Source organism: Bradyrhizobium monzae, assembly GCF_021458635.1.
Classification (GTDB): domain Bacteria; phylum Pseudomonadota; class Alphaproteobacteria; order Rhizobiales; family Xanthobacteraceae; genus Bradyrhizobium.
Genome location: NZ_JAIRDQ010000009.1, coordinates 159,015 through 185,926, shown reverse-complemented (window position 1 = coordinate 185,926; position 26,912 = coordinate 159,015). Strand labels below are relative to the sequence as shown.

Sequence of the window (26,912 nt, the reverse complement as noted above, 5' to 3'; positions counted from 1 at the left end):
CGGGGGACCGGAGCGACCGTGCAGGGCGCACAACGCAACTCGCTGAGACTCTTGCAGTGGATGATGGCCGCATCCCTGGCGCTGCCGATTGCGCTGTTCGCCATCGCTTCCACGATCTCCTACAATTCGACGCTCGACATCGCCGACCGCGAGATCGAGCGCACGCTTGACGTCGCCCATGAGCACGCGCTCAAGGTATTCGAGACCATCGATCGCAGCCTCGCCGAACTCAACGAGGTCGTGCGCGACCTTTCCGACGACATCATCCGGTCGCGGGAACCGGTGCTGCACCGGCGCCTGAGGCAGCTGACCGACGCGCTGCCGCAGCTCAAATCGGCCCGGATCTTCGATGTGAACGGAAAGCCTCTGGTCAACAGCCTCGCCTCGCCGCCGCCGGATCAGAGCTTTGCCGATCGCGACTATTTCTATGCCCATGTCGACCAGAGCATCGGCACCTTCATCGGCGCCTCGCTGACGCCGCGGCCGCCCTACCAGGGCGCACGCTTCTTCGGCGTCAGCCGCCGCCGCTCGACCGACGACGGCACCTTCATCGGCGTGATCCAGGCTTCGGTCCTGCCGGAATATTTCGAGAGCTTTTACGCCAGGATCGGCACCGATCCCGGCAGCTTCTTTGCGATGGGGCGTGCTGACGGCGTCCTGCTGGCGCATTTCCCGCGGCTCGATCGCGATTTCCGGCTCGATCCGAACAGTCCGGTCGGCCGAACCATCGCAGCCCATCCCGATCATGGGCTGATGACCATCGCCTGGCCATCGGACGGGATCGAGCGGCGCATCGGCTACCGGCGCGTCGCCGAATATCCGATCTATGTCAGCGCCGGCCTCGAAACGTCGGCGATCCGCGCGCGCTGGCTCGCCACCATGAGCCAGCATCTGGTGTTCGGCGTGCCCGCGACTGCGCTGCTGTTCATCCTGCTGGCCTTCGCCTTCCGGCGCACCCAGCATCTCCAGACCGAGGCCGCAAAGCGGCGCGAAGCCGAGGAGGCGCTCAAGCACAGCCAGCGGCTGGAAGCGCTGGGCCAGCTCACCGGCGGCGTCGCGCACGACTTCAACAACCTCCTGACCGTGATCCGTGCGTCCGTCGATCTCTTGAACCGGCCGCAACTGAGCGAGGAGCGGCGGCAGCACTACATCACCGCGGTCGCGGAGGCGGTCGCGCGCGCGGCCAAGCTGACCTCGCAACTCCTGGCCTTCGCGCGGCGCCAGACCTTGAAGCCCGAAGTGTTCGACATCGGCGATCGCATGCAGTCGCTGCGCGACATGCTCGCCACGCTGCTCGGACCGGCAATCGAGATCGTCACGCAGCTGCCGGCCGAGCCCTGCCTCGTCAATGCCGATGTCGGCCAGTTCGAGACCGCCATCATCAACATGGCGACCAACGCGCGCGACGCCATGCAGGGCAAGGGCCGGATCGTCTTCACGGTGCAAGCGGCGACCGCCGCTCCGGATACGGTCGCGCACCTCTCGGGAAGTCACGGATTTGTCTGCATCGCCGTCAGCGATAGCGGCATCGGCATTCCCGTCGCGCAATTGGGCCGCATCTTCGAGCCGTTCTTTACCACCAAGCTGGTCGGCCAGGGCACCGGCCTCGGCCTGTCGCAGGTGTTCGGCTTTGCCCGGCAATCCGGCGGCGAGGTGGCCGTCATGAGCGAGGTCGGCCAGGGCAGCACCTTCTCGCTCTATCTGCCGCGCGTGCCGGCGGCGCTCCTGCCCCGGAGCCAGGCGCCGACCACCGCACCGGCCGTCGCAGGCAGGGGCATGTCGGTGCTGGTCGTCGAGGACAATATCGAGCTCGGCAATTTCGCCGCCGACGGGCTGACCGAGCTCGGCTACAGCATCACGCTGGTTGACAATGCCACCGACGCGCTCACAGAGCTGGTCGGCGACCCCGATCGCTTCGATGTCGTATTCTCCGACGTGGTCATGCCCGGGATGACCGGGCTCGATCTCGCGCAGGCGATCCGCGATCGCTGCATCGGCGTGCCGATCGTGGTGACCACGGGCTATAGCGAAGCACTGTCGCAAGGCGGCGTCGCCGGCTTCGATCTCGTGCAAAAGCCCTACTCGATCGAGGAGCTGTCGCGCGTCCTGCACCGCGCGGCGCGGGTCAAAGGCGTGCGCGACGGCGCCGCCGAGTGAGCGGGTCTTGGGGAACCCAAGGGAACCGGCTGATTTCTCTCGCGTTATCCGGCCATGGAAAAGCGAACCGCAAAGCGCGAACACGGCAAGGAGCCGTCCATTGTCGACATCAAGGGCGAGGACGGCGACGAGATCGCGCCGCCGCCGCCCGAAATTGTCGAGCCCGATCCCGAGCTGTCGCCCGAAGAGGCCGAGCAGGCGCGCAAGGATTATCTTCTCACCCGCTTCTGGATCAGCGCGCGCGGCTTCTGGGGACGCAACGGCGATCGTCTTGCGTGGCTCTACTCGATCGGCCTTGGCGTGCTGATCGTCCTGACCGTCGGCTTTCAATACGGCATCAATGTCTGGAATCGCGCGATCTTCGACGCCATCGAGAAGCGCGATGCGACCACGGTCTTCCATCTCACCGCGGTGTTCTTCCCGCTCGCAATCGGCAGCATCGTGCTGGGCGTGGCGCAGGTATTTGCGCGCATGGGTATCCAACGGCGCTGGCGCGCCTGGCTCACCGCAAGCGTGCTGACGCGCTGGCTCGCCAACGGCCGCTACTACCAGCTCAACCTCGTCGGCGGCGACCACAAGAATCCGGAGTACCGGATCGCCGAGGATCTTCGCGTTGCGACGGACTCGCCGGTCGACTTCCTCGCCGGCGTGACTTCGGCGCTGCTGTCGGCCGCGACCTTCATCGTCGTGCTGTGGACCATCGGCGGCGCACTCACCGTGACGCTTGGCGGATCATCGATCACAATCCCCGGCTTCCTCGTGATCGCCGCGATGCTCTATGCGGGATTCGCCTCGGGCTCGATCCTGGTGATCGGCCGCCAATTCGTGCAGGTCTCCGAGGACAAGAACCAGGCCGAAGCCGATTTCCGCTATACGCTGACCCGCGTGCGCGAGAACGGCGAGAGCATCGCGCTGCTCGGCGGTGAGGAAGAAGAACGCGGCGGCATCGACCGCAATTTCACCAGCGTGCTGCGGCAGTGGGCGCGGCTCGCCGGCCAGCACATGCGCACCACGCTGGTGTCGCAAGGTTCGAGCCTCGTTGCGCCCGTGGTACCGCTGCTGCTCTGCGCGCCAAAATTCCTCGACGGCAGCATGACGCTCGGACAGGTGATGCAGGCGGCCTCCGCCTTCACCATCGTGCAAAGTGCGTTCGGCTGGCTGGTCGACAATTATCCCCGGCTTGCCGACTGGAACGCCTGCGCCCGCCGCATCGCCTCGCTGATGATGTCGCTCGACGGTCTCGAGCGTGCCGAGCAGGGCGACGGCTTCGGCCGCATCAAGCGCGGCGAGACCGGCAACGAGACGATGCTGGAGCTGAACGACCTCTCCGTCACGCTCGACGACGGCACCGCCGTGGTCGGCGAGACCGAGGTTGCGATCGAGCCCGGCGAACGGCTTTTGGTCGCCGGCGAATCCGGCACCGGCAAGAGCACGCTGGTGCGCGCCATTGCGGGCCTCTGGCCATGGGGCGGCGGCAGCGTCAATTTCCATCCCGACCGGCGACTGTTCATGCTGCCGCAACGACCTTACGTGCCCTCAGGCAGCTTACGCCGAGCGGTGGCCTATCCCGGCGCCGAGGACGACTGGACCGTCGAGGAGATCGGCGAGGCCCTGCACAAGGTCGGCCTCGACCATCTCAAAGAGAAGATCGAGGAAGAGGCGCCGTGGGACCAGACGCTGTCGGGCGGCGAGAAACAGCGCCTCGCCTTCGCGCGGCTGTTGCTGCACAGCCCCGACATCGTCGTGCTGGATGAAGCGACCTCGGCGCTCGACGAGAAGAGCCAGGACAAGATGATGAAGATGGTCACCGACGAGCTGTCGAAGGCGACCATCGTCAGCGTCGCGCATCGCGTCGAGCTGGAGGCCTTCCACAGCCGCAAGATCGTGCTGGAGCGCCGCAAGGGCGGCGCAAAACTCGTCAGCGACATCGACCTGATCCCGCGCAAGGGCCGGCGCAAGCTGCTCGGCCACTTCCTGCGCCAGCGCAAGCCGGCGGCGAAAAAGGCGGCGTGAGGCTTCGCCGGGACGACACCGAAATTGTGGCCCCCGGCAAAACCGGCTATGCATGCGCCGCCTGCAACGAGGATCGCCTGCTTGACGCCCGACAACGCCCTTTCGTCCGCGCCGTTCGGCGCGTTTGCGCCGAACGCAGCGCAAGCCGCGATCATTCGCCTCGCGCAAGGATCGGGGCTGAAGCGCGGCGCGTTCCGGCCCTGGATGTCGCGGCTGGTCAATCTGCTGCGCGGCGGCCCGATCGACGTGCAGTATCAGGGCGCCTCATTCCGCTTCTATCACCAGGGCAGCGCGACCGAACGCGGCGCGCTGTTCAACCCTGACTACAATCTCGACGAGCTCGATTTCCTGCGCCAGCACACCCAGGCTGGCGGCACGTTCGTCGATGTCGGCGCCAATGTCGGCACCTTCGCATTGGTGATGGCGCGGCAGGTCGGCACAAATGGCAAGGTGATCGCGATCGAGCCGCATCCGCTGACTTTTGGACGGCTCTCGTTCAACCATGCCGCATCGAACGCGACGCAAGTGCGCCTGGTGCAGGCCGCCGCGGGCGACAGCGACGGCGAGCTGATGATCGAAAGCGGCGGCGGCAATCTCGGCGCCACGCACGTCGTGACCGGCGCGGCCAGCCGGGATGCGATCAAGGTGCCATCGCTGCGGCTCACACGCATTCTCGATGAAGCCGGCGTTACGCAAGTCGATTCGCTCAAGATCGACGTCGAGGGTTTTGAGGACCGCGTGCTGATCGGCTTCTTCCGCGACGCGCCGCAAGCGCTGTGGCCGCGCGCGGTCGTGATCGAGCATCTGTCACAAAACGAATGGCAGCAAGATTGTATCGCTGACATGGTCGCGCGCGGCTTTACCATTGCGCGCAAGACACGAAGCAATACGTTCCTGTCACGCTGACGACGAACCACGGAGGTTACGATGATCGATCATTTGGGCCTGTCCGTCTCCGACTATGAGGCCGCGAAAGCGTTCTACAGCAAGGCACTGGCGCCGCTCGACTACAGCCTGATTATGGAAGTCACGGAAGAGCAAACCGGTCACGCCGCGGCGGCAGGTTTCGGCGCCGGCGGCAAGCCCGATTTCTGGATCGGCGGCGAGGGCGCGATGAACAAGCCGGTGCATGTCGCAATCCTCGCGAAGGACCGCGCCACGGTCGACGCGTTCTACAAGGCTGCGATGGCCGCCGGTGGCCGCGACAACGGGCCGCCCGGCCTTCGCCCGCATTATCACGCCAACTATTATGGCGCCTTCGTGCTGGACCCCGACGGCCACAACATCGAGGCGGTCTGTCACGCGCCGGAATAGCGCGGCGCGACGGGGAACATCGGCGCGGCATCATCGTTGTCGTTCTCGCGACAACTGATCTTTGTGATGCCGATGCCGATTGAACCGCCCGAGATACCGCCATCGACACCCGGCACGCCCGGCGAGCCACCGCCTGGAATTCCACCGGGCAATCCGCAACCTGAAATCACGCCGCCGGTGCACGAGCCCGGCGAATCGCCGCGGCCCGATGAATTGCCCGGCCGCATGCCTGAAGAGATTCCGTCGCGCCGACCGAACGGTCCGCTGACGCCGAATCCCGCGACGGATGCCAATTCGCCGCAGGGCCACATGTCAGACGAGCGATCACATGTGAGGCGATTGCAAGCTGCGCCTGAATACGCAATGAACGTTGTTCGTATGACATGATTTGCATGCAGAAATAAATCGCGACGCAATGTCTTCGCCCGCCACAATGCGGCCTAACGCGTAGCCGTTCATTCCAATACTTCGTCAATCCAAGACTTCGTCAAACCAAGACTTCGTCAAAGAACCTTCCGGGGAAGTTGAACCACATGACCAACCTTCGTTTCGTGCTGCTTGCCACGACGGCTCTGACCGCGATGCAATTTGCAAGCTCCGCATCGCATGCGCAAAGCGCACCGCCGCTCGTGGTCGCGCAGGCTCAGCCAGAATTGGGCCCTGACGGAAAACCGAAGCAGCCTCCCAAGGAAGCGCCAAAGGGACCACCGCCGGCCGCACGTCCGGCGACCCCGCCTCCGCCGCCGCCTGCTGCGCCCAAGGCCCCGGCCGCACCGCCGCCCGCGGCTGCCCCGCCGCATCCGCCCGCCGCACCTCCGCCGGCTGCTGCGCCGGCACGTCCGACGCCGCCGGCTCCGCCGCCCGCGACTCGTCAGGCTCCTCCACCGCCCCCGCCGCCGCCTGCTGCACCCAAGCCGCCGACGCCGCCTCCGGCCGCGGCTCCGCAGCAACATGCGCCGACACCTCCTCCGCCGCCCACAGCAGCGCCGGCCCGTCCGACTGCCACGCCGACACCGCCACCTCCGGCTGCGGGCCCGCAGCAGCATGCACCGACACCACCACCCCCGCCGCCAGCGGCCGCGCCGGCGCGTCCGGCTGCTACGCCGACACCTCCGCCTCCCGTAGCCGCGCCGCCGGCTGCTGGGGCGCGGCCTGCGCCCAATGTAACGCCGGCCCCGACGGCAACCCCCACTCCGACGCCCGCAGCGCCGGCCGCTCGCCCGGGGACGCCTCCGGCTCCGACGACCTCACCCGCGCCGTCCGCAACGCCAGCGCCTGGCAGCAGGCCACCGGGACGTCCCGGCGCTCCGCCGGCCGCCGGAACACCGGCTCCAGGCGCAACCCCAGCTCCGGCCGCAACCCCAGCGCCCGGCACCACACCTCCCGGACGTCCCGGCGCTCCGCCCGCCGCCGGAACACCGGCTCCGGGTGCCGCCCCGGCCCCGACGGCAACGCCGGCTCCCGGCGGCGCGGTAACTTCGCCTCCCGGACGCCAGGGTGGAACGCCGCCCGCCGGCGCGCCCGCTGCCGGAGCACCGCCTGCGGCACCGCAAGCGGGCGGGCCGGCTCGGCCGACGCCTCCGGTTGGCGCCGTGGCGCCCTCTGTCGTCCCCGGTTCGGCAGCGGCCACGCCACCGCCCAACAAGGCGCAATACGCGCCGCCGACGGTCACCCCAGCCTTCCGCGCCGCGCCGACGGTCGCAGCGCCGCTGCCGCCTCCGCCGCGTCCGCAGCAGCGTGACCTGACGCCGCTTGCGATCGGTGCGGGCGTGGTCGCCGGTGCCGTGATCGGCGCCACCATCGCCGACTACCGCAATCAGCGGCAGGAGGTCGTCGAAGGCGGTCGCACCATCTACACCGAGCCGGACCGCATCATCATCCGCGACCCCAGCGGTCAGGAATATGTCCGCGGCAACGATCTCTATCGCTTCCGCTATGGCGCCCGCGACATCCGCACCGAGACGGTCGGCGGTGAAACCCGCACGGTCGTGATCCGTCCTGACGGCACCGAGATCATCACGGTGGTCGGTCCGGACGGGAGCCTGATGCGCCGTATCCGCAGAGATCAGCGCGGACGCGAGCTCGTCATCATCGACAACACCTACCGCGATCCGCGCGCGGTCGGCGGCTTCTATGTCGACGTGCCGCCGCCGGTGGTCAACATCCCCTACGATCGCTACATCGTCGACGCCCAGGAGGCCTCGCCGCAGGTGATCTACGACACGATGCGGGCCCCGCCGGTGCAGCGGATCGATCGACGCTACTCGCTCGACGAGATCCGCTACTCGCCGAACGTCCGCATGGCGATGCCGAGCATCGACGTCAACACGATCAACTTCGAGACGGGATCGTGGACCATCCCGCCGGACCAGGCGGCGCGGCTGCAGGTGATCGCCGACGGCATCAACCAGGCGATCCAGGCCAACCCGCAGGAGGTGTTCCTGATCGAGGGCCACACCGATGCGGTCGGCAACGACGTCGACAATCTGTCGCTGTCGGATCGCCGGGCGCAGGCCGCGGCCGAATTGCTGACCCAGCAGTTCAATGTGCCGGCGGAGAACCTGACGTCGCAGGGCTACGGCAAGCAGTACCTGAAGGAGCAGACGGACGGCCCGAGCCTCATCAACCGCCGCGTCACCGTCCGCCGCATCACCCCGCTGCTCAACGGCGGCCAGGCCAACGCGGCACCACCTCCGCCGCCGCGGCAGTAAGCACATCGCAAAAGGAAAATGGCCGGGAGCAATCCCGGCCATTTTTTCGTCATTGCGAGGAGCTAAGCGACGAAGCAATCAGACTGTCGCTGCGGAGATATTCTGGATTGCTTCGCTTCGCTCGCAATGACGAATGAGGCGGCAGTCGCGGTTTACTTCAACCCTTGTCGTTCTCCAGCTTGAAGATCTGCGAGCCTTCGCTGCCCGACAACAGGCCCGTCTTCGAATAGAGACCGAGCTTCGTCCGCGTGTCGGCGATGTCGAGATTGCGCATGGTGAGCTGGCCGATGCGGTCGGCGGGCGTGAAGGGGGCATCCTCGACCTTCTCCATGCTGAGCCGCTCCGGCGCATAGGTGAGGTTCGGGCTCTCGGTGTTGAGGATCGAATAATCGTTGCCGCGGCGCAGCTCCAGAGTCACCTCACCGGTGACGGCGCTTGCGACATAGCGTTGCGCGGTCTCGCGCAGCATCAGGGCTTGCGGGTCGAACCAGCGGCCCTGGTAGAGCAGACGGCCGAGGCGCATGCCGCTGATGCGGTATTGCTCGATCGTATCCTCGTTGTGGATGCCGGTGACGAGGCGCTCATAAGCAATATGCAAAAGCGCCATGCCGGGCGCTTCATAAATGCCGCGGCTCTTGGCCTCGATGATGCGGTTCTCGATCTGATCGCTCATGCCTAGGCCGTGACGTCCGCCGATCGCATTGGCTTCGAGGAACAGCGCAACGGGATCAGAGAAGGTCTTGCCGTTCAGCGCCGTGGGCTGACCTTCCTCGAAACGCACGACGACCTTCTCGGCCTTCACAACGCAATCGTCGCGCCAGAACGGCACGCCCATGATCGGGTTGACGATCTTGATGCCACTGTCGAGGCTTTCGAGATCCTTGGCCTCGTGCGTGGCGCCGAGCAGATTGCTGTCGGTCGAATACGCCTTCTCGGCGCTCATCTTGTAGGCGAAGCCTTGCGCGGTCATAAACGCCGACATCTCGGCGCGGCCGCCGAGTTCGTCGATGAACTGCTGGTCAAGCCAGGGCTTGTAGATGCGCAAGGAAGGGTTGGTCAGCAGGCCGTAGCGATAGAAGCGCTCGATGTCGTTGCCCTTGAAGGTCGAACCGTCGCCCCAGATGTTGACGCCGTCTTCCTTCATCGCCGCGACCAGCATCGTGCCGGTGACGGCGCGCCCGAGCGGCGTGGTGTTGAAATAAGTGATGCCGCCGGTCGAGATGTGGAAGGCGCCCGACTGGATCGCGGCGATGCCTTCGTGGACGAGCTGCGTGCGGCAATCGACCAGCACGGCCTTCTCGGCACCGAACGCTTCCGCCTTGCGCGGGATCTCGTTGTAATCGGCCTCGTCGGGCTGGCCGAGATTGGCGGTATAGGCGTAGCAGCGCGCGCCCTTTTGCTTCATCCAGAGCAGCGCCGCTGAGGTGTCGAGGCCGCCCGAAAACGCGATGCCGACTTTCTCACCCTTGGGCAGGCTTTTCAGGATCGTGGTCATGGCGTTTCCAATCGGGTCTCAAGGGGCTGATGAGGGGTGTGCGTTGACCGCGCGAATATCAAATTTCGCGGGGCTCAGCACCCATTTAATGGCTCAAATCGACGGTGCGGGGTCGGTCTTGCCGCCGAACAGTCGCTTGCGGAGCCGGTAGGCGGGCATGTTCAGCCGGGTCAGGGCAGCATCGACCGCCTCATCCGAAAACCGGGTCCGCGGCCAGCGGTAGATCAGCGCGTAGCCGAACCAGATCACGACGAAGGTGACGAGGCCGGCGGTCGCGACATCGGTGAAGAAATGGCCGCCAAAGGCCATGCGGAGCCCGCTGGTCACCGCGCCGAACACCAGCGCGCCGGCATAGGCGAGCGGCCGCCATGCCGGCGGCGCGAGCGCGGCCGGCGCCAGCGTCCAGAACGCCGTCGCGCCTTCGCCGGAGAAGAACGAGCAATTGCGCGCACAATCGCCGCGCGGATCCCACCAAGCCACGAATTGCTGGTCGCCGGCAAACTGCGTCACGACCACCGGACGCGGCCGGCCCCAATAGGTCTTGAAGGTGAGGTTGGTGAGAATACCGGCCGACAGGATGATCGTGACCAGCAGGAACACGATGGCGCGGCCCGACACCATCAGGGGACGGTCGGGCCTGACCATCTTGACCACGAGTGCGACCAGCGACGGCAACACGAAGAGCCAGGAGACCCACATCGCACCGTCTCGCGCGATGCCGGCCCAGTCGTTCAGCTTGAGCGGAAACGTCTTGGTCCCGGGATCGAAGAACAGCGCGGCGAGCTTGAGATCAAGCTCGGGATAGAGGCCGAAAAGGACGCCGATCACGAGCCACAGCGCCAGGGCGATGAAGAGTCCGGTACGGTTCATGGCGCGCGGTTTAGCGGAGTGGGACGGGGATGAAAACCCCGGAACTGTCATTGCGAGCGCAGCGAAGCCATCCAGAATCTTTCCACGGCGGCAGTCTGGATTGCTTGGCTGCGCTCGCAATGACGGCGCACTTATTCCGGCCTTGAATTCAACGGCAGCGGCGGAGGCGGCTTGCGCGGGGGCGGCGGGACGCGCCAGGCGCCGGCGTTGCGGCCGGCGATCAGCCAGTAGACGACGCCCGCGACGATGCCCGCACCGGTCATGATCTCCAGATGCCGGCGCACGATGCCTTCGAACTGAAACGTGTCGGGGTGGAACGGGATCAGGCCGAGATAGCAGGCGAGCCCGACGATGCCGCCGCCGACAGCATAGGCAAGCGAGCTGCGGATATAGAGCGCCTCGGTGATCGCGGCGATCAGCATCGCCGGCACCAGCGCGAAGCCGGAAACAAAAATGAAACCGAAGCCGAGCAGGATGTCGATCGTGCCCTGATCCACCGGGCCTGCGCCGAGATCGGAAAACTCCGGAAACAGCAGCGCGCCGACGACGATCATGCCGCCGACGAAACAGGCGGCGAGAAAGCCGATGAAGATGACGATGAGGCGGCCGATCAGGGACATGGCGCCAAAATCACCACTGCCGTAATTGCGAGGAGCACTTGCGACGAAGCAATCCAGAATGCTTCCGCAGTGACAGTCTGGATTGCTTCGTCGCTTCAGCGCAAAATTGCTTTCGCAATTTTGTCGCGAGCTCCTCGCAATGACGAGGAGGCGAGGCCGCGCACATGTCTAGCTAATCCGTCATCGCCATGGCGCGGAGCGCCTGGCGTTCGCGTGCCGAGAGTTTTTCGGTCTCCGACTTGAGCTGGCCGCAGGCGGCGAGGATGTCGCGGCCGCGCGGGGTGCGCACCGGCGAGGAATAGCCGGCATTGAAAATATACTCGGAGAATTTTTCGATCTGGTCCCAGTCCGAGCATTCATAGGCCGTTCCGGGCCAGGGATTGAACGGGATCAGATTGATCTTGGCGTGAATGCCCTTGAGCAGCTTGACCAACAGCTTTGCATCGTCGAGCGAATCGTTGACGCCCTTGAGCATCACATATTCGAAGGTGATGCGACGGGCGTTGGAGGCGCCGGGATAGTCGCGGCAGGCCTGCAGCAATTCCTTGATCGGATATTTGCGATTGAGCGGCACCAGCTCGTTGCGCAGCTGGTCACGCACCGCATGCAGCGAGATCGCGAGCATGACGCCGATCTCCTCGCCGGCGCGCACGATGTTCGGCACCACGCCCGAGGTCGACAGCGTGATGCGGCGGCGGGAGATGCCGATGCCTTCATTGTCACCGACGATCAGCAGCGCATCGCGCACTGCGTCGAAATTGTAGAGCGGCTCGCCCATGCCCATCATCACGATATTGGTGACGCGGCGCGTGCCGTCCTCGCGATCGGCCCAATCGTTGAGGCGATCGCGCGCAACCATGATCTGGCCGACGATCTCGCCGGCGGTGAGGTTGCGCACCAGGCGCTGCGTGCCGGTGTGGCAGAACGAGCAATTCAAGGTGCAGCCGACCTGCGAGGAGACGCAGAGCGTGCCGCGATCGGTTTCGGGGATGTAGACGCACTCGACCTCATGCGCCTTCTCGACATTGTCGCCGCTCGGCAGCCGCAGCAACCATTTGCGGGTGCCGTCGTTGGAGATCTGCTCGGCCACGACTTCGGGACGGTCGACCGTAAAGTGCTGCGCGAGCTCGGCGCGAATGCCCTTCGAGACCGAGGTCATGTCGTCGAAGCTCTGGGCGCCGCGGAAATACATCCAATGCCATAGCTGCTGCACGCGCATCTTGCGCTGCGCCGGCGCGACGCCAATGTCGCCGAGCCGATCGGCAAGCTCGGTGCGCGACAACCCGATCAGCGATGGCTTCGCCGGCGGCACATAGGTTTCGAGTGGAGTCTTCTCCACCAGGATTGCGTCGCGTGGCTCGGTCGTCGGTTGCATTGGATGCCTGATATCTTTCGTCATGCCCGGGCTTGTCCCGGGCATCCACGTTCTTTTCGCCCGTTACCAGCGCGTAGATGGCCGGGACGTTTGGTGCGAAGACGCGCTTCGCGCTTTAGCCCGGCCATGACGGCGAAAAATCTGGAACTGGCCCTATATAGCAACCGGAACCGCCGATTGCGACCGTGGCTGTTGCTTAGCCCGAAAGGCTTAAGCCCGCAGCCTTAACGCCTGCAATCCTGCGAGATCCGGTCGAGCGCCTGGGCGAGGCCCTTCAGCGAGAACGTATCGGTCGTCTCCGTCCCCTTGGCCGAGACGCCCTTGACCACGAGATCGGCGGATTTGCGCATGGCCTCGACCATCCGCTCCTCCTCGGCTGCATTCTTGATCCAGAGGCCGTCGCCCTGGGTGTACATCGCAAACGCAGCGCCCCCGACCTCGACCGAGGATTCCGAGCCCGGCTTCAGCGCATAGCCGATCATGACCGAGACTTCGTTGTTCACCTTCTCGGCCGGGCGGGTCGAGACGAAGGCATAGGCGGGATCGCGCGGCCGGTTCGGCGGATTGGTCTTCGACGACGAGGGCTTTGCCAGCGCAAAGCAGACCTTCTTGCCGTTGGGCGTCGCCGAATAGGCGCCCCAGGTGCCGAATTGCCCGATCAGGGTGGGTTCCGCGCCCCCCGCAACCGCCGCGGGAACGGCCGCCGGCTTGCTCTCGGGCTTGGCGGCCGTCTTTGCGGCGGCAGCGGCCGGCTTGGCCGCAGCCTTCGGCGCCGGTTGCGCCGTCTGCGCCCGCGCGGAATCGGTGATTCCACAGGCTGTCACGCCAGTCATCAAAGCTAAAATCAGCACCCGCCACATGCTGGAGTGGTTCCCTCAATATTGTGACTGGAAGATGGCCCGGCCGTGCATTGTCCCCGTCGCAGGGATAACCGGGAAAGTCCAATTTGGGAAGGCAGTTAGCGGATTGGCGTCGCTAGCTTTTCGACCGCGCGGCGCGCTGCTCGGCCCATTGCGCGTCGGTCCAGCGCAACAAATCCTCGGCGCCGGAACTGCGCAAATGCGCGCCACCGTCGATCACCACCATCTCACCGTTGATGTAGCCGGCGCGGTCCGAGACCAGGAAGCTGGCGAGATCGGCGAGCTCGCTGTGCTCGCCCGTGCGCCCCATCGGATTGCGCGCCGTCCAGCCTTCGTCACGGCCCTCGGGGCGAAGCTGGCCCGATGCACCGGCGGTCGGGAACGGCCCGGGTGCGATCGCGACCGTGCGGATGCCCTTTGGACCCCACTCAACCGCGAGGCTCTTGGTCATCGCCAGCACGGCCGACTTCGCCATCGCTGAGGGAACCGTGAAGGCGCGGCCGGTGATGGTCGAGGTCGAGAGGATCGAAAGCACGACGCCGTTATACTTGGCGTCGATCCAGCGCTTGCCGGCGGCGAGCGTGCAGTACATCGCCCCATGCAGCGTCGGCGCCAGAATCGCGTCCGCCGCGCGGAACGACAGATGCTCGCTCTGCGCGATGAAGGTCGCGGCAGCGTTGTTGACCAGGATGTCGAGCGGCGCCTCGCGCCAGATCGTATCCATCATGTTGTCGACGGCGGCGCCATCGCGAATATCGCACGCGATGGTCGCGACCTTGCTGCCGGTCTCTTTGCGCATCTCGCTCGCAGTGGCCTCCAGCCGGTCGAGCTTGCGACCGCAGATCACGAGCTCGGCGCCGAGCGCGAGAAAACGGCGTCCCATTGCGGCACCGAGGCCGGAACCGCCGCCGGTGACGAGGATGCGCTTGCCCTTCAGCAGACCTGTTTCAAACATCGTTTGAATCCTTTTCTTATTTCTTTCGTCATTGCGCGCGCAGCGAAGCAATCCAGACTATTTCCGCAGGACGGATTCTGGATTGCTTCGCTCCGCTCGCAATGACGCAAGGATAGGCCAGCGAGCCGCTTTCGACAAAGAATCCGGATTGTCGCCCGTGCCTAAATCCGGCAGAACCGGACAAACGATAATTCCACCCCGAAACGCCTTAGGTGCCGCCATGAAAGCCATCCTCTGCTCGCAATATTGCCAGCCCGACGATCTCGTGCTCGCCGATGTGCCGGATCCGGTGGCTGGTCCCGGCGAAGCCGTGATCGCGATCAAGGCGGCGGCGCTGAACTTCTTCGACATCCTGATGATTCAGGGCAAGTACCAGATCAAGCCGCCGTTCCCGTTCTCGCCGGCCGCTGAAGTCTCGGGCGTGATCGAGAGCATCGGTCCTGGTGTCACTGACCTCAAGGTCGGCGATCGCGTGGTCGCCTCCTGTGGCCACAACGGCGCGCGCGAAAAGATCGCGCTGCCGGCGGCGACGATCGTGAAGATTCCCGACAATCTCGACTATGACCGCGCGGCTGGCATCATCATCATCTACGGCACCGCGCTGCATGCGCTGGAAGATCGCGCGAGCCCGAAGCCGGGCGAGACGCTCGCGGTGCTCGGCGCTGCCGGCGGCACGGGCCTCGCTGCCTGCGAGCTCGGCAAGCTGATGGGCCTGAAGGTCATCGCCTGCGCCTCGTCGGACGAGAAGCTCGAATTCGCCAAAGCGCATGGCGCCGAACTGACGCTGAATTACGGCAAGGAAGACCTGAAGGAAGGCTTGCGAAAACTCACCGGCGGCAAGGGCGTCGACATCATCTTCGATCCCGTGGGTGGTGCGTATGCCGAGCAGGCGTTGCGCTCGATCGCCTGGGAAGGCCGCTTCCTCGTGATCGGCTTTGCCGCCGGCGACATTCCGAAGATGCCGCTGAACCTCGCGCTCTTGAAGGGCTGCGACATCCGCGGCGTGTTCTGGGGCGCCTGGACCCGGCAGAATCCGGAGAAGAACCGCGCCAATCTCGAGAAGCTCGTGAAGTGGACGGCGGAAGGAAAGATCTCCTCGCATGTCGACCGCACCTTCCCGCTGGCGCAGACCGCCGACGCACTGAAGGTGCTCGCGGGTCGCCAGGCCATGGGCAAGGTGATCTTGCATCCGTGAGTGACTGACCCGCGCGTCGATGGCGGCGCCGATGCAGTTTCAAATCGTGTCAATGGCCGGGCTCGTCCCGGCCATTTTCGTTTTTATCCCTCAAGCATCGCCGGCAAAATTGCCGTGCACTTCGCCGCTTCGCCTCAATCAAACCCAAATATTTCCCGATTCGCGCCAATCGCCGTCGCTTTTTGGGCTAATTCAGCCTGCGATTTACCGGTTCCAGTTTGCGGGGCGCTTCTGGACAACAACAAGAAGACTGAGGCCGGGAAGGCCCCTGCGTAGCGTCAGTAATGGGGAGCATCACCATGGAGACGACGGAGTACCTTCCGTCCAGGGAGTCGAGGGCGTTCGACTCCGATAAAGCCGCATCACATTTCTCGACTGGGTCCTATATCCGTGAGCGTGTTGAGCGCGCCGATCTTTCGCGGGACGATACCGTTCCACTCTTCCTGTCCGACCCGCTCGGTACGCCGGACCCGCGGGAATATACGCCGCTGGCGTTGCACCGCAGAACCAAAACTTTCCCAACCGTTGTCGCTGCGGCTCTGGTGGTATCCATCGCGGCGATTTTGGCAGCACTGTTTGAGCCCGATCTTCGCAACCTCGTCACGACCAACACCGATACAGCGACGAACGCAGCTCCCGACCAGCCAGCGGCGCAAGTCATTGCGCCCGCTCCACGGCAGGTCCCGCTCAAGGACCCAGCGCGCGTGACCGGGACGAGGCTGGCGAGCGCCGACACGCAGGACCTGCCTGCACCATCGGCGCCGAGCCGCGAGGCGATCGCGACGGCCTACCAGATTGCGCTGCAAGCCCAGACCCCCGTGCCCGTCGCAGCGCAGCCTGCGCCGCCTCAGCCTGCAAAAACGCTCGACGCCGACACGCTGGCAGGTCTGATGACGCGCGCGAAGAGTCTGATCGGCGTCGGCGACATCGCCGCAGCGCGCCTGCTGCTCGAACGTGCCGCCAACGCCAGGGATGCAGCGGCAGCGCTTCTGCTGGCGCAGACCTATGATCCGGCCGTGCTCGGCACACGCGACACGCGGAGCGTCAATGCCGACGCCGCCGCGGCGCGTGACTGGTACCAGCAGGCCGTGAGCCTCGGATCGACGGAGGCGCGCCAGCGCCTCGCCCAGTTTCAGAACTAGAACGCTTCAGGGGACATCATGCGTAACGCTTTGAGAATGGCGCTTGCCGCCATCATGACCATCTGTGCCTTCACCGCACGCGCCGAGCAGACCGAATATGATCCGGCAAAAGTCTCGGACAGCCTGAAGGCCATCTTCCAGTTCGGCTTGAGCTCGACCAAGCAGGCGCTGAACGCCAACACCGTCACGCTGATCACCGGCACGATCGGCGGCACTTATGTGCAGTTCGGCGCCGACCTCGCCTCCGTGCTCGACGACGGCAACAAGATCCGCGTGCTGCCGATCGTCGGCCGCGGCTCGGTGCAGAGCGTCGCCGACATCCTGTTTTTGCAGGGCGTCGATCTCGGCATCGTGCGCGCCGATACGCTCGACTATCTCGAACGCAAAGGCTTTGCGAAAGACATCAAGCGGCAGTTCACCTATGTGACGAAACTCTACAACGAGGAGATGCAGGTGATCGCGCCGAAATCGGTCGCGACGCTGAAAGACCTCGAAGGCAAGACGGTGAGCGTCGACCTGCCGAACGGCGGCACCTTCGTCACCGCGCTCACCGTGTTCGAGCGGCTCGGAATCAAGGCCAAGTTCGTCTATGTCGAGCAGCGCATCGCGATGGAGAAGCTGAAAGCCGGCGAGATCGATGCCGTGATCGTGGTTGGCGGCAAGCCGTACAAGTCGGTCTCGACGTTCGGCAATGACGGCCGCTTTCACCTTGCGAAGGTCGACTATGCAAAGCCGCTCCAGAACGACTATCTGCCGGCGACGCTGACCGCCAAGGACTACCCCAACCTGATCAAGGACGGCGAGAGCGTGGACACCATCGCAGTGCCGGCTGTGCTCGCGGCCTACAATTGGGCACCCAACACCGAGCGCTATCGCAAGCTCGCGCTCTTCGTGGACGCGTTCTTCACCAAATTCCCCGCGCTTCAGAACCCACCGTTCCATCCCAAATGGAAGGAGGTTTCGCTCGCAGCGCCTCTGTCCGGCTGGAACAGGTTGCCGGTGGCACAGCAATGGCTCGACCGGCACGGCGTCGAACCGGTGACACAGCAGCGCTTCGAGGCCTTCCTGAAGCAGAGCCCCGCGGCCGCAAAGGTGTCCGACGCAGACAGGGAAACGCTGTTCAAGCAATTCCAGGCGTGGGATGCGGGGAAGGCGCGGGCGGACAAGAAGTAGCTGACTCAAAGTCGTCCTGGCGAAAGCCATGACGACATCAAGAGTCTATTCCACCGCAGCCTCATCGACACCCCGCTTCAGCGCAGCGCGCGCCGCGTCGCGGTGCTCCGACGTGATGTGGCTGGCGACCATGCGAATGGCGGTCGCGAGCACGGCGGCGTCATCAGTGAAGCCGAGGACCGGCATCACGTCGGGAATGAAGTCGAACGGCAGGATGAAATAGGCGATCGCGCCAAGCAGCGACGCCTGGACATGGCGCGGCGTCTGCCGGTCGAACGCGCAGTAATAGGCGGCGAGCAGATCTTCGGCGAACGGCAGATGCGCGACGACGCGCTTCAGCTTGCGCCAGAAGCGGCGGCGCACGCTTTCACGATCTTCCGCGAGCCGATCGGCCGGCTCGAAGCCGACGCTGTGTTCGGCAGCCATGTTCGACAAACTCCAGTTCAGCCAGGCGCGGCCGATGGCCGCATCCAATGTCGATCACAACATGGGGACGCAGCTCGCCCCTTCAAGATGTCAGCCCTGCGTCAGCTTGGCGATGGCGTTCATCGCCGTGGCGAGCGCGATGTCGAGCTTGGTGACGCCTCCGGCGTCGTGGGTCGACAGCACCACCTCGACCGTCTTGTAGACATTGCGCCATTCGGGGTGGTGATCCATCTTCTCGGCGACCAGCGCCGCGCGGGTCATGAAGCCGAAGGCCTCGTTGAAATCCTTGAAGACAAAGGTCTTCCCGATCCCTTTGCCGTCCTGGACCTCAGCCCAGCCCGGGATCCCGCCCAGCGCCTGCTTGCGTGCGTCCGCCGATAGCCGTTCTGCCATGATGACCTCCGTTTTCAGGGGAACTTTACCCTAACACCGTGCCTCCGTCCGGGGTTCATACGGGATTTGGCCGATCCGCTAACCATGACGTAGATGTAACCCCGCCGGACAAGAAATTTGCTACAATTGCGGGCGTAAATCGCCGGCCAAGATGAAACTGAGCCTGAAGCGCCTGTTTGGGAGATCGATGACCGGGGATTCGAACCTGGCCGAAACGCCCTCTCCGCCTTCGCCGCGATCCGCGGCGCGGAAGACCGCGCTCGTGTCTCTGGCGCTGGTGCTCGCCGTCGTCGGTGCGCTCGTCGGCAGCTACTATTTCGCGATGCGACCGGTGACGCTGAAGATCGCGGTCGGCCCCGCCAACAGCGACGACGTCAAGGTGGTACAGACCCTGACGCAAGCCTTTGCGCAGAGCAAAGGCTTCGTGCGGCTGCGCCCGATCCAGACCGACGGCGCCACGGCAAGCGCGGATCTGCTCGCCGAGGGCAAGGCCGATCTCGCCATCGTGCGCGGCGATCTCGATGTCCCCAAGAACGCGCAAGCCGTCGCCACGCTGCGCAAGAACGTCGTGGTGCTGTGGTCCGTGCCCGGCAAGGGCAAAAAGAAGGGCGCGAAGATCACCAAGATCGCGCAGCTCGCCGGCCATCGCGTCGGCGTGGTCGGCAAGACGCAGGCCAACGTCAATCTGCTCAAGGTGATCCTGCAGCAATACGGCGTCGATCCCGCCAAGGTCGAGATCGTGCAATTCCCCGCGAATGAAGCCGCCGAAGCCATCAAGGCCCAGAAGGCCGACGTCTATCTCGCGGCCGGTCCCGTCAACAGCAAGATCACGGCGGACGCGATTGCCGCCTCCGCCAAGGATGGCGGCACGCCGACATTCCTCGCGATCGATTCGGCGGACGCGATCGCACAGAACCATCCTGTCTACGAGGCGTCTGAAATTCCTGCCGGCACATACGGCGGTTCGCCCGATCGCCCCGACGACGAGGTCAAGACCATCAGCTTCTCGCACCACGTCGTGGCGCGCAAAGGCCTGTCCGAAACCACGGTCGCAGCCTTCACCCGGCAGCTCTTCGCGGTGCGCCAGCAATTGCTGACCGATTTCCCGCAGGCTGCGAAGATCGAAACGCCCGATACAGACAAGGACGCGGTGATCCCCGTGCATCCAGGCGCGGCCGCCTTCGTCGACGGCGAGGAGAAAACCTTCCTCGACAAGTACAGCGATTACATCTGGTGGACCCTGATGGCGTTGTCCGCCACGGGCTCGCTCGGCGCATGGTTCGCGGGCTATCTGAAAAAGGACGAGCGCGACAACAACAGCCATCTGCGCGAACGCCTGCTCGACATGCTCGCCGCCGCCCGCAAGAGCGAGACCACCGAAGATCTCGACCAGATGCAGGCCGAGGCCGACGATATCCTGCGCGACACGCTGCGCTGCTTCGATCACGGCGCGATCGAGGACGGCGCGCTAACCGCCTTCAACATCGTACTCGACCAATTCCACGCCGCGGTTGCCGACCGCAGGGCGGTGCTGTTCAGCCTGCCGCAGAACCTGCAGCGCACCGGCGCGCAATTCCGGGCCGCGGGCAACGCATAAACGCATGCGCGCGTAATTGCCGCGTCACATTGTCTCAATATAGCGTCGGACTTCATCCTGGCGACCGCCACCTCGGCGGGCCCGCCGCTCGATATCGAGAGCATCGCCATGAAGATCAAATTCTCCCGCCGCCGTTTCCTCACCACCAGCGCCGGTGCGCTTGGCGCGATCGCGATGCCGCATCTGTCGCGCGCGGCCGACCGGCCTGCAGTCACCCATGGCGTGCAGTCCGGCGACGTCACCGTCGACGGCGGCGTGGTCTGGGCGCGCACCGACCGGCCGGCGCAGATGCTGGTCGAGGTGGCAACGACGGAGTCCTTCAAGGACGCCCGCGCGCTGCCGCCGATCGCGGCCCTGCCCGAGAACGACTTCACCGCGAAGATGCTGGTGGACAATCTTCCTGCGAGCCAGGACATCTTCTACCGTGTCCGTTTCCGCGATCTTTCCCACACCGCGGTCGAGGGCGAGCCGGTGGTCGGCCGCTTCCGCACCGCCCCGGCCGACCGCCGCGACGTCTCCTTCGTCTGGGGCGGCGACGTCGCCGGCCAGGGCTGGGGCATCAATCCCGATGACGGCGGCATGGTCACCTTCGCAGCCATGCGAAAACACCGGCCGGATTTCCTGCTGCATTCCGGCGACACCATCTACGCCGACGGCGTGATCCCCTCCGAGGTCAAGCTTGCCGACGGCAAGATCTGGAAGAACGTCACCATCCCCGAGAAGGCCAAGGTCGCCGAGACGCTCGACGAATACCGCGCCGCGCACAAATACAATTTCACCGACGACAATGTCCGCGCTTTCAACGCGGAGGTGCCGATCTTCGTGCAGTGGGACGATCACGAGGTGACCAACAACTGGTCGCTGTCGAAGGAGTTGCCGGCGGCCTACAAGGTGCGGGACATCTCGCTGCTCGCCGCGCGCGCGGGTCGCGCCTTCCACGAAATGTATCCGATGCGCGAGAGCATCGTCGAGCCGGGCCGGGTTTATCGCAAGATCTCCTACGGCCCGCATCTCGACGTGTTCATGCTCGACGAGCGCAGCTATCGCGGCCCGAACGGCGCCAACCTCGAGACGGACTACGGCCCGGCCAGCTTTTTCCTCGGGCCCGAGCAGATGGCCTGGCTGAAGCGCGGCCTGCTCAACTCGCGCGCGACATGGAAGGTGATTGCCTCCGACATGCCGCTCAGCCTGATCGTCTACGACGATGCCACCAACAAGAAGGGTTCGGAAGCGTTCGCGCAAGGCGACGGCCCGGCGCGCGGACGCGAGCTCGAGATCGCCGACATCCTGCGCTTCATCAAGATGGCACCGATCAAAAATACGGTGTGGTTGACCGCCGACGTGCACTACGCCGCCGCGCATTATTACGATCCGAACAAGGCGCAATTTCAGGATTTCGAGCCGTTCTGGGAATTCGTCTCCGGTCCGCTGCACGCCGGCACGTTCGGTCCGAACGAGCTCGACAACACGTTCGGCCCCGAGGTGCGCTTCATCAAGGCGCCCGGCCTCGACAAGCAGAATTTGCCGCCGTCCGCCGGCATGCAGTTCTTCGGGCACGTCAAGATCGATGGCGCCTCGGGCCAGATGATCGTGACGTTGCGCGACCGCGCCGACGTCGCACTGTGGTCGACCACGCTCGATCCGACATTCGCCTGAGGCTACCGCGCCGTCATGCGTCGCGCGCCTGCAACGCCGCCTCCAGCGCATCGCTGGAGCACGGCTTTTGCAGCCGCGGACGTGCAGCAAATTGCGCGGGGATGCAGGTCTCCGCGCCGTAGCCGGTGACGAAGACAAAGGGAATTTCCAGGGCTGCGAGCCGCTCGGCGATCGCAAAGCTCTTTTCGCGGATCAGCTCGACATCGAGCAGCGCGAAGTCGGGCGCGCGTGCCGCGATCGCCAGCAGCGCCTGCGCCACCGAGCCCACAGTGCGCACGCTCGTGACGCCAAAGCCGAGCAGGCGATCCTCGAAATCGATGGCGATGATCGGATCGTCCTCGACGATCAGAACATCGGCAGGGATTTCAGCCGGGCCGTCCGGGGAAGCAGGTATCATGGTCCTGGTTGCTATCGAGGGCTGCATGTTTTTACCGATCTGGACGGCCTCATACCGACGCCTGCGCCCAGCGCATCGGAGGGTTCCCGGAACGAAACTCACCACAGAACAGTTTTGACGTCTGTCCACATGTGCACACAAGCCGTGGACGGAACTCGCTAATGTGGAGAGGAGGGGGAGTTCACGATGGATGCGCGTATCAGCAAGGCGAATGAGATCGAGAGCCGTCCCGCCAACAATCTGTTGCGGCGCTTGAATGCGGCCGACTATGCGCTGCTCGCGCCACACGTCACCGTTGACGACGTCGGCCCGAACCATCTGCTTTACAGCCCCGGCGACGATGTCCAGGTCGTGCACTTTCCCTGCGGCCCGTCGCTGGCGACGTTTCTCGTCCCGAACGAGGACGGCCGTGATGTCGAGACCATTCTGGTCGGCCGCGAAGGGGCCGTAGGCGGCATCGTCAGCGAGGGGTTTCTGCCGGCCTATACCCGCATCTGCGTGAAATTCGGCGGGCCATTTGCGCGCATCAATGTCGCCAAGCTGGAGGCGGCGAAGCTCCGGTCGCCGTCGCTGCGCAACATCTTCGCCCGCTACGCCGACTGCATGCTGGCGCAGATTTTCCAGTCGACCGCCTGCAACGCCATTCACTCGATCGAGCAACGCACGGCCAAGTGGATCATCGCGGCGATGGAACGTACCGGCGACGAGAGCAGCGTGCCGCTCACGCATGAGCAGCTCGCCACATTGCTGGGGGTGGGGCGCAGCTATGCCAGCCGCGTGCTGCAATCGTTCAAGGCCGAAGGTGTGCTCGACACAAGGCGCGGCTCGATCCTGGTGCGCAACCATGACGGTCTTCGCCTGCGCGCCTGCCTCTGCAACGACGCCGTCAAGATGCATTTCGAGGAGGTGCTGCGCGGGGTCTATCCGACCGAGGAGGCGGATCGCAGCCCGGCACAGGGCTAGTTGGGGCGCCATCCCGCGAATAAAGGGCCGGTTTGGCCCGGGATCGCTTAAGCTCCGGGGATTCCCGGACAAAATTCAGTCAACCAACCCCGAAAGAACGCATTGTTTTTTGGCGTTTTTTCCCTATATTGCGCCGCAAACGCGTAGGGCTCCCGGTCGATATGGCCGGGTTTCCTTTTTGGGCGTAGCAGGCCCCGTTTTCCACGTTTCCAGCGTTATCCGTGACGAGGTCCCGGCTTGACCGGCGAGATCGCGCTTAACCCATTGTCCGACCGCAAAGAAGCTCACTCATGAATCTTCGTAACGTCGCCATCATCGCTCACGTCGACCACGGCAAGACGACCCTCGTCGACAAACTCCTCCAGCAATCCGGCACGTTCCGCGAGAACCAGAAGGTGACGGATCGCGCCATGGACTCCAACGATCTGGAGCGCGAGCGCGGCATCACCATTCTGGCCAAGGCGGCCTCGGTGCAGTGGAAGGACACCCGCGTCAACATCGTCGACACCCCCGGCCACGCCGATTTCGGCGGTGAGGTCGAGCGCATCCTGAACATGGTGGACGGCGCGCTGGTGCTGGTCGACGCCGCCGAAGGCCCGCTGCCGCAGACCAAATTCGTGGTCTCCAAGGCGCTCAAGGTCGGCCTCAAGCCGATCGTCGTCATCAACAAGGTCGACCGTCCCGACGCGCGCCCGACCGAAGTCATCAACGAGGTGTTCGACCTGTTCGCGGCGCTCGACGCCAGCGAAGAGCAGCTCGACTTCCCGATCCTGTACGGGTCGGCCAAGCAGGGCTGGATGGCCGAGAGCCCCGAGGGTCCGCAGGACAGGGGCATGGAGCCGCTGTTCGATCTGATCCTGCGCCACGTCGCACCGCCGACGGTCGAGGAAGGTCCGTTCAAGATGATCGGCACCATCCTCGAGGCCAACCCCTATCTCGGTCGCATCATCACCGGCCGCATCTCGTCCGGCGTGCTCAAGCCGAACCAGCAGGTCAAGGTGCTGCATGCCGACGGCAAGCTGGTCGAGACCGGGCGCATCACCAAGATCCTGGCATTCCGCGGTCTCGAGCGCACGCCGCTCGATGAAGCTGAAGCCGGCGACATCGTCGCCATTGCCGGCCTGACCAAGGGCACTGTCGCCGACACCTTCTGCGACCCGACCGTCGAGGTGCCGCTGCCGGCGCAGCCGATCGATCCGCCGACCGTGTCGATGTCGTTCATCGTCAACAACTCCCCGCTCGCCGGTACTGAAGGCGACAAGGTGACGAGCCGCATGATCCGCGACCGCCTCTTGCGCGAAGCCGAAGGCAACGTGGCGTTGCGCGTCGTCGAAGCCGCCGACAAGGACGCGATGGAAGTGTCGGGCCGCGGCGAATTGCAGCTCGCGATCCTGATCGAGACCATGCGACGCGAGGGCTTTGAGCTCTCGGTGTCGCGCCCGCGCGTCGTCTACCAGAAGGACGAAGCGACCGGCGCCACCATGGAGCCGATCGAGGAAGTCGTGATCGACGTCGACGAGGAGCATTCCGGCGTCGTCGTGCAGAAGATGAGCGAGCGCAAGTCCGAACTGATCGAGATGAAGCCCTCAGGCGGCAACCGTCAGCGCCTGGTGTTCTACTCGCCGACCCGCGGCCTGATCGGCTACCAGGGCGAACTGCTCACCGACACCCGCGGCACCGCGATCATGAACCGCCTGTTCCACGGCTACGCGCCCTACAAGGGCGAGATCCAGGGCCGCCGCAACGGCGTGTTGATCTCCAACGACCAGGGCGAAGCGGTGGCTTACGCCATGTTCAAGCTGGAAGACCGCGGCCCGATGATGATCGAGCCGGGCTGGAAGGTCTACAAGGGCATGATCGTCGGCGAGCACACCCGCGACAACGATCTCGAGATCAACGTGCTCAAGGGCAAGCAGCTCACCAACATCCGCACGACGTCGAAGGACGAAGCCGTGCGCCTGACCCCGCCGATCCGCATGACCCTTGAAAAGGCGCTCGCCTATATCGAGGACGACGAGCTCGTCGAGGTCACCCCGAAGTCGATCCGCCTGCGCAAGAAGCATCTCGACCCGAACGAGCGCAAGCGCGCGGAAAAGTCCAAGGAAGCGGTGGCGTAAGGCGACCGCATTCCGTACTGCCGTAGGGTGGGCAAAGCGCAAGCGTGCCCACCACTCGACAATGGTGGGCACGGCGCAAGAGCGCCTTTGCCCACCCTACGAAACCGCCTTTGGAACATGAATCACCCGCTCCAAAGCGCTTATGGGCGGGTGATGACGGCTATGCGCGTGGTGGCTTCTGGCCCTCCAGCGAACGTGCTAGAGCCCACCCATGTCCTTTCCCTCCTCCGTCGACGTCGCGATCGTCGGTGCCGGTGCCGCCGGCCTCGGCGCGGCGCACGCGCTGCAGGGCTGCGGCCTCTCCGTGATCGTGCTGGAGGCGCGCGACCGGCTGGGCGGCCGCGCATGGACCGTGCAGGCCTCGCCTGACGTCACCTTCGATGTCGGCTGCGGCTGGCTGCACTCGGCCGACAGGAACTCGTTCGTTCCCATCGCGCACGCGCTCGCATTCGAGCTCAACAAGGACCTGCCGCCCTGGCGCGAGCGCGCCTACGGCGATGCATTTCCGCAGAGCGCGCGCGACGATTTCACGCACGCGATGGACGCATTCTACGAGCGGCTCTGGCAGGCCGCGCAGAAGGGCAAGGACGAGCCCGCGAGCCTGAGCCTCGAGCCCGGCAACCGCTGGAATCCCATGATCGACGCGGTCTCGACCTACATCAACGGCTGCGAGCTCAAGGACATGTCGACGCTCGACTGGGACACCTATGAGGACAGCGAGCTCAACTGGCGCGTCCGCCGCGGCTACGGCGCGCTCATCGCGGCCTATGGCGCGCCCTGCCCGGTGGCGCTGAACTGCAATGTCACGCTGATCGATCATTCGGACAAGCGCGTCCGCATCGAGACATCACGGGGCACACTGACCGCGACCAAGGTGATCGTCACCGTCCCGACCAATCTGATCGCCGACGAAGCGATTCGCTTTTCGCCGCCGTTGCCGGCCAAAGTCGACGCCGCGCGCGGCCTGCCGCTCGGCGTCGACGACAAGGTGACACTGGCACTCGACGGCGCCGAAGCCTTCCCAAAAGACGGAAACCTGCGCGGCGCCACCATGCGCACCGAGATGGGCACCTACCACATCCGGCCGTTCGGCCAGCCCTGCATCGAAGGCTTTTTCGGCGGCAGCTTTGCACGCCAGCTGGAAGATGCCGGCGAAGGCGCCATCGCCGCGCACAGCATCGACGAGATCGCAGGCTTCCTCGGCAACGACATCCGCCGCAAGCTAAAACCACTGTGCGAATCGCGCTGGGGGCACGATCCGTTTGCGAGAGGGTCGTACTCGCACGCGCTCCCGGGCCACGCGGGCGATCGCGCCGTGCTGGCCGCGCCGGTCGATGGCCGGCTGCTCTTCGCGGGAGAAGCGACGTCGCCCAATTTCTTCACGACGGCGCATGGGGCGCGGGATAGCGGCGAGCGAGCGGCGAAGGACGTGCTAGCGGCTCTCAGCAAACCGTAACCGCAGTCTCCGTCATTGCGAGCGCAG

Annotated in this window: 22 protein-coding genes and 1 pseudogene; 14 read left to right on the top strand and 9 right to left on the bottom strand. The window is 65.0% G+C overall.

What is annotated here, in order from left to right:
* Positions 1–18: 18 nt before the first annotated feature.
* The 6 genes and pseudogenes from K3F49_RS28750 (at position 19) to K3F49_RS28725 (ending at position 8,195) form a co-directional block, all read left to right on the top strand.
* Positions 19–2,157 (top strand): ATP-binding protein, encoded by a 2,139-nt coding sequence (locus tag K3F49_RS28750; RefSeq protein WP_234684265.1) that lies wholly within the window; start codon positions 19–21, stop codon positions 2,155–2,157.
* Between the two features lie 54 nt (positions 2,158–2,211).
* Complete coding sequence (locus K3F49_RS28745) at positions 2,212–4,170, top strand: ABC transporter ATP-binding protein/permease (RefSeq protein ID WP_234684264.1); 1,959 nt, start codon at positions 2,212–2,214, stop codon at positions 4,168–4,170.
* An 81-nt stretch (positions 4,171–4,251) separates the two neighbouring features.
* Entirely contained in the window at positions 4,252–5,076 is an 825-nt protein-coding gene (locus K3F49_RS28740; RefSeq protein ID WP_234684263.1) for an FkbM family methyltransferase, read from the top strand.
* A gap of 21 nt (positions 5,077–5,097) precedes the next feature.
* On the top strand, positions 5,098–5,484 hold the full coding sequence (locus K3F49_RS28735) for a VOC family protein (protein WP_234684262.1): 387 nt from the start codon (positions 5,098–5,100) through the stop codon (positions 5,482–5,484).
* Between the two features lie 72 nt (positions 5,485–5,556).
* Positions 5,557–5,787, top strand: a pseudogene (locus tag K3F49_RS28730) (hypothetical protein); the annotation flags it as partial.
* 230 nt (positions 5,788–6,017) lie between these two features.
* Positions 6,018–8,195, top strand: coding sequence for an OmpA family protein (locus tag K3F49_RS28725; protein ID WP_234684261.1), 2,178 nt, complete (start codon positions 6,018–6,020; stop codon positions 8,193–8,195).
* A gap of 157 nt (positions 8,196–8,352) precedes the next feature.
* Here K3F49_RS28725 and argG read toward each other — a convergent pair whose 3' ends face one another.
* From argG to K3F49_RS28695, 6 genes are all read right to left on the bottom strand, one after another.
* On the bottom strand, positions 8,353–9,690 hold the full coding sequence (gene argG / locus K3F49_RS28720; RefSeq protein WP_234684260.1) for an argininosuccinate synthase: 1,338 nt from the start codon (positions 9,688–9,690) through the stop codon (positions 8,353–8,355).
* A 93-nt stretch (positions 9,691–9,783) separates the two neighbouring features.
* Positions 9,784–10,560: a phosphatase PAP2 family protein gene (locus K3F49_RS28715; RefSeq protein WP_234684259.1), complete on the bottom strand. Its 777-nt coding sequence runs from the start codon at positions 10,558–10,560 to the stop codon at positions 9,784–9,786.
* A 131-nt stretch (positions 10,561–10,691) separates the two neighbouring features.
* On the bottom strand, positions 10,692–11,180 hold the full coding sequence (locus K3F49_RS28710) for a hypothetical protein (RefSeq protein ID WP_234684258.1): 489 nt from the start codon (positions 11,178–11,180) through the stop codon (positions 10,692–10,694).
* A gap of 172 nt (positions 11,181–11,352) precedes the next feature.
* Positions 11,353–12,555, bottom strand: coding sequence for a 23S rRNA (adenine(2503)-C(2))-methyltransferase RlmN (gene rlmN, locus K3F49_RS28705; RefSeq protein ID WP_234684257.1), 1,203 nt, complete (start codon positions 12,553–12,555; stop codon positions 11,353–11,355).
* A 224-nt stretch (positions 12,556–12,779) separates the two neighbouring features.
* A complete protein-coding gene (locus tag K3F49_RS28700) occupies positions 12,780–13,415 on the bottom strand; it encodes an invasion associated locus B family protein (RefSeq protein ID WP_234684256.1) in 636 nt (211 codons plus the stop codon).
* A gap of 115 nt (positions 13,416–13,530) precedes the next feature.
* Positions 13,531–14,370, bottom strand: coding sequence for an SDR family oxidoreductase (locus K3F49_RS28695; RefSeq protein ID WP_234684255.1), 840 nt, complete (start codon positions 14,368–14,370; stop codon positions 13,531–13,533).
* Positions 14,371–14,590: 220 nt separating this feature from the next.
* Between K3F49_RS28695 and K3F49_RS28690 the strand changes: the two genes are divergently transcribed.
* The 3 genes from K3F49_RS28690 (at position 14,591) to K3F49_RS28680 (ending at position 17,880) form a co-directional block, all read left to right on the top strand.
* Entirely contained in the window at positions 14,591–15,565 is a 975-nt protein-coding gene (locus K3F49_RS28690) for an NADPH:quinone oxidoreductase family protein (protein WP_234684254.1), read from the top strand.
* Between the two features lie 704 nt (positions 15,566–16,269).
* A complete protein-coding gene (locus tag K3F49_RS39480) occupies positions 16,270–16,707 on the top strand; it encodes a hypothetical protein (protein ID WP_346657363.1) in 438 nt (145 codons plus the stop codon).
* A gap of 18 nt (positions 16,708–16,725) precedes the next feature.
* Positions 16,726–17,880 carry a TAXI family TRAP transporter solute-binding subunit gene (locus K3F49_RS28680; protein ID WP_234684252.1) on the top strand — a complete coding sequence of 385 codons (1,155 nt, stop codon included), beginning with the start codon at positions 16,726–16,728 and terminating at the stop codon, positions 17,878–17,880.
* Positions 17,881–17,925: 45 nt separating this feature from the next.
* On the opposite strand, the gene K3F49_RS28675 is transcribed toward K3F49_RS28680, so the two are convergent.
* Together K3F49_RS28675 and K3F49_RS28670 are read right to left on the bottom strand one after the other, a co-directional pair.
* Positions 17,926–18,306: a YkvA family protein gene (locus tag K3F49_RS28675; protein ID WP_234684251.1), complete on the bottom strand. Its 381-nt coding sequence runs from the start codon at positions 18,304–18,306 to the stop codon at positions 17,926–17,928.
* Between the two features lie 90 nt (positions 18,307–18,396).
* Complete coding sequence (locus K3F49_RS28670; RefSeq protein ID WP_234684250.1) at positions 18,397–18,699, bottom strand: 4a-hydroxytetrahydrobiopterin dehydratase; 303 nt, start codon at positions 18,697–18,699, stop codon at positions 18,397–18,399.
* A gap of 151 nt (positions 18,700–18,850) precedes the next feature.
* On the opposite strand from K3F49_RS28670, the gene K3F49_RS28665 reads away from it, so the two are divergent.
* The gene (locus K3F49_RS28665; protein ID WP_234684249.1) at positions 18,851–20,296 is read left to right on the top strand and encodes a TAXI family TRAP transporter solute-binding subunit; all 1,446 of its coding nucleotides are present in this window, start codon (positions 18,851–18,853) and stop codon (positions 20,294–20,296) included.
* A 108-nt stretch (positions 20,297–20,404) separates the two neighbouring features.
* Positions 20,405–21,952: an alkaline phosphatase D family protein gene (locus K3F49_RS28660; protein WP_234684248.1), complete on the top strand. Its 1,548-nt coding sequence runs from the start codon at positions 20,405–20,407 to the stop codon at positions 21,950–21,952.
* Between the two features lie 13 nt (positions 21,953–21,965).
* Here K3F49_RS28660 and K3F49_RS28655 read toward each other — a convergent pair whose 3' ends face one another.
* Entirely contained in the window at positions 21,966–22,349 is a 384-nt protein-coding gene (locus K3F49_RS28655; protein WP_234684247.1) for a response regulator, read from the bottom strand.
* A gap of 186 nt (positions 22,350–22,535) precedes the next feature.
* Between K3F49_RS28655 and K3F49_RS28650 the strand changes: the two genes are divergently transcribed.
* The 3 genes from K3F49_RS28650 to K3F49_RS28640 all read left to right on the top strand — a co-directional run bounded on the left by K3F49_RS28650 (position 22,536) and on the right by K3F49_RS28640 (position 26,885).
* Positions 22,536–23,312, top strand: coding sequence for a Crp/Fnr family transcriptional regulator (locus K3F49_RS28650; protein WP_234684246.1), 777 nt, complete (start codon positions 22,536–22,538; stop codon positions 23,310–23,312).
* A 290-nt stretch (positions 23,313–23,602) separates the two neighbouring features.
* Positions 23,603–25,429: a translational GTPase TypA gene (typA, locus tag K3F49_RS28645; RefSeq protein WP_234684245.1), complete on the top strand. Its 1,827-nt coding sequence runs from the start codon at positions 23,603–23,605 to the stop codon at positions 25,427–25,429.
* 211 nt (positions 25,430–25,640) lie between these two features.
* Positions 25,641–26,885 carry a flavin monoamine oxidase family protein gene (locus K3F49_RS28640; RefSeq protein WP_234684244.1) on the top strand — a complete coding sequence of 415 codons (1,245 nt, stop codon included), beginning with the start codon at positions 25,641–25,643 and terminating at the stop codon, positions 26,883–26,885.
* The last annotated feature ends 27 nt before the right edge of the window (positions 26,886–26,912 follow it).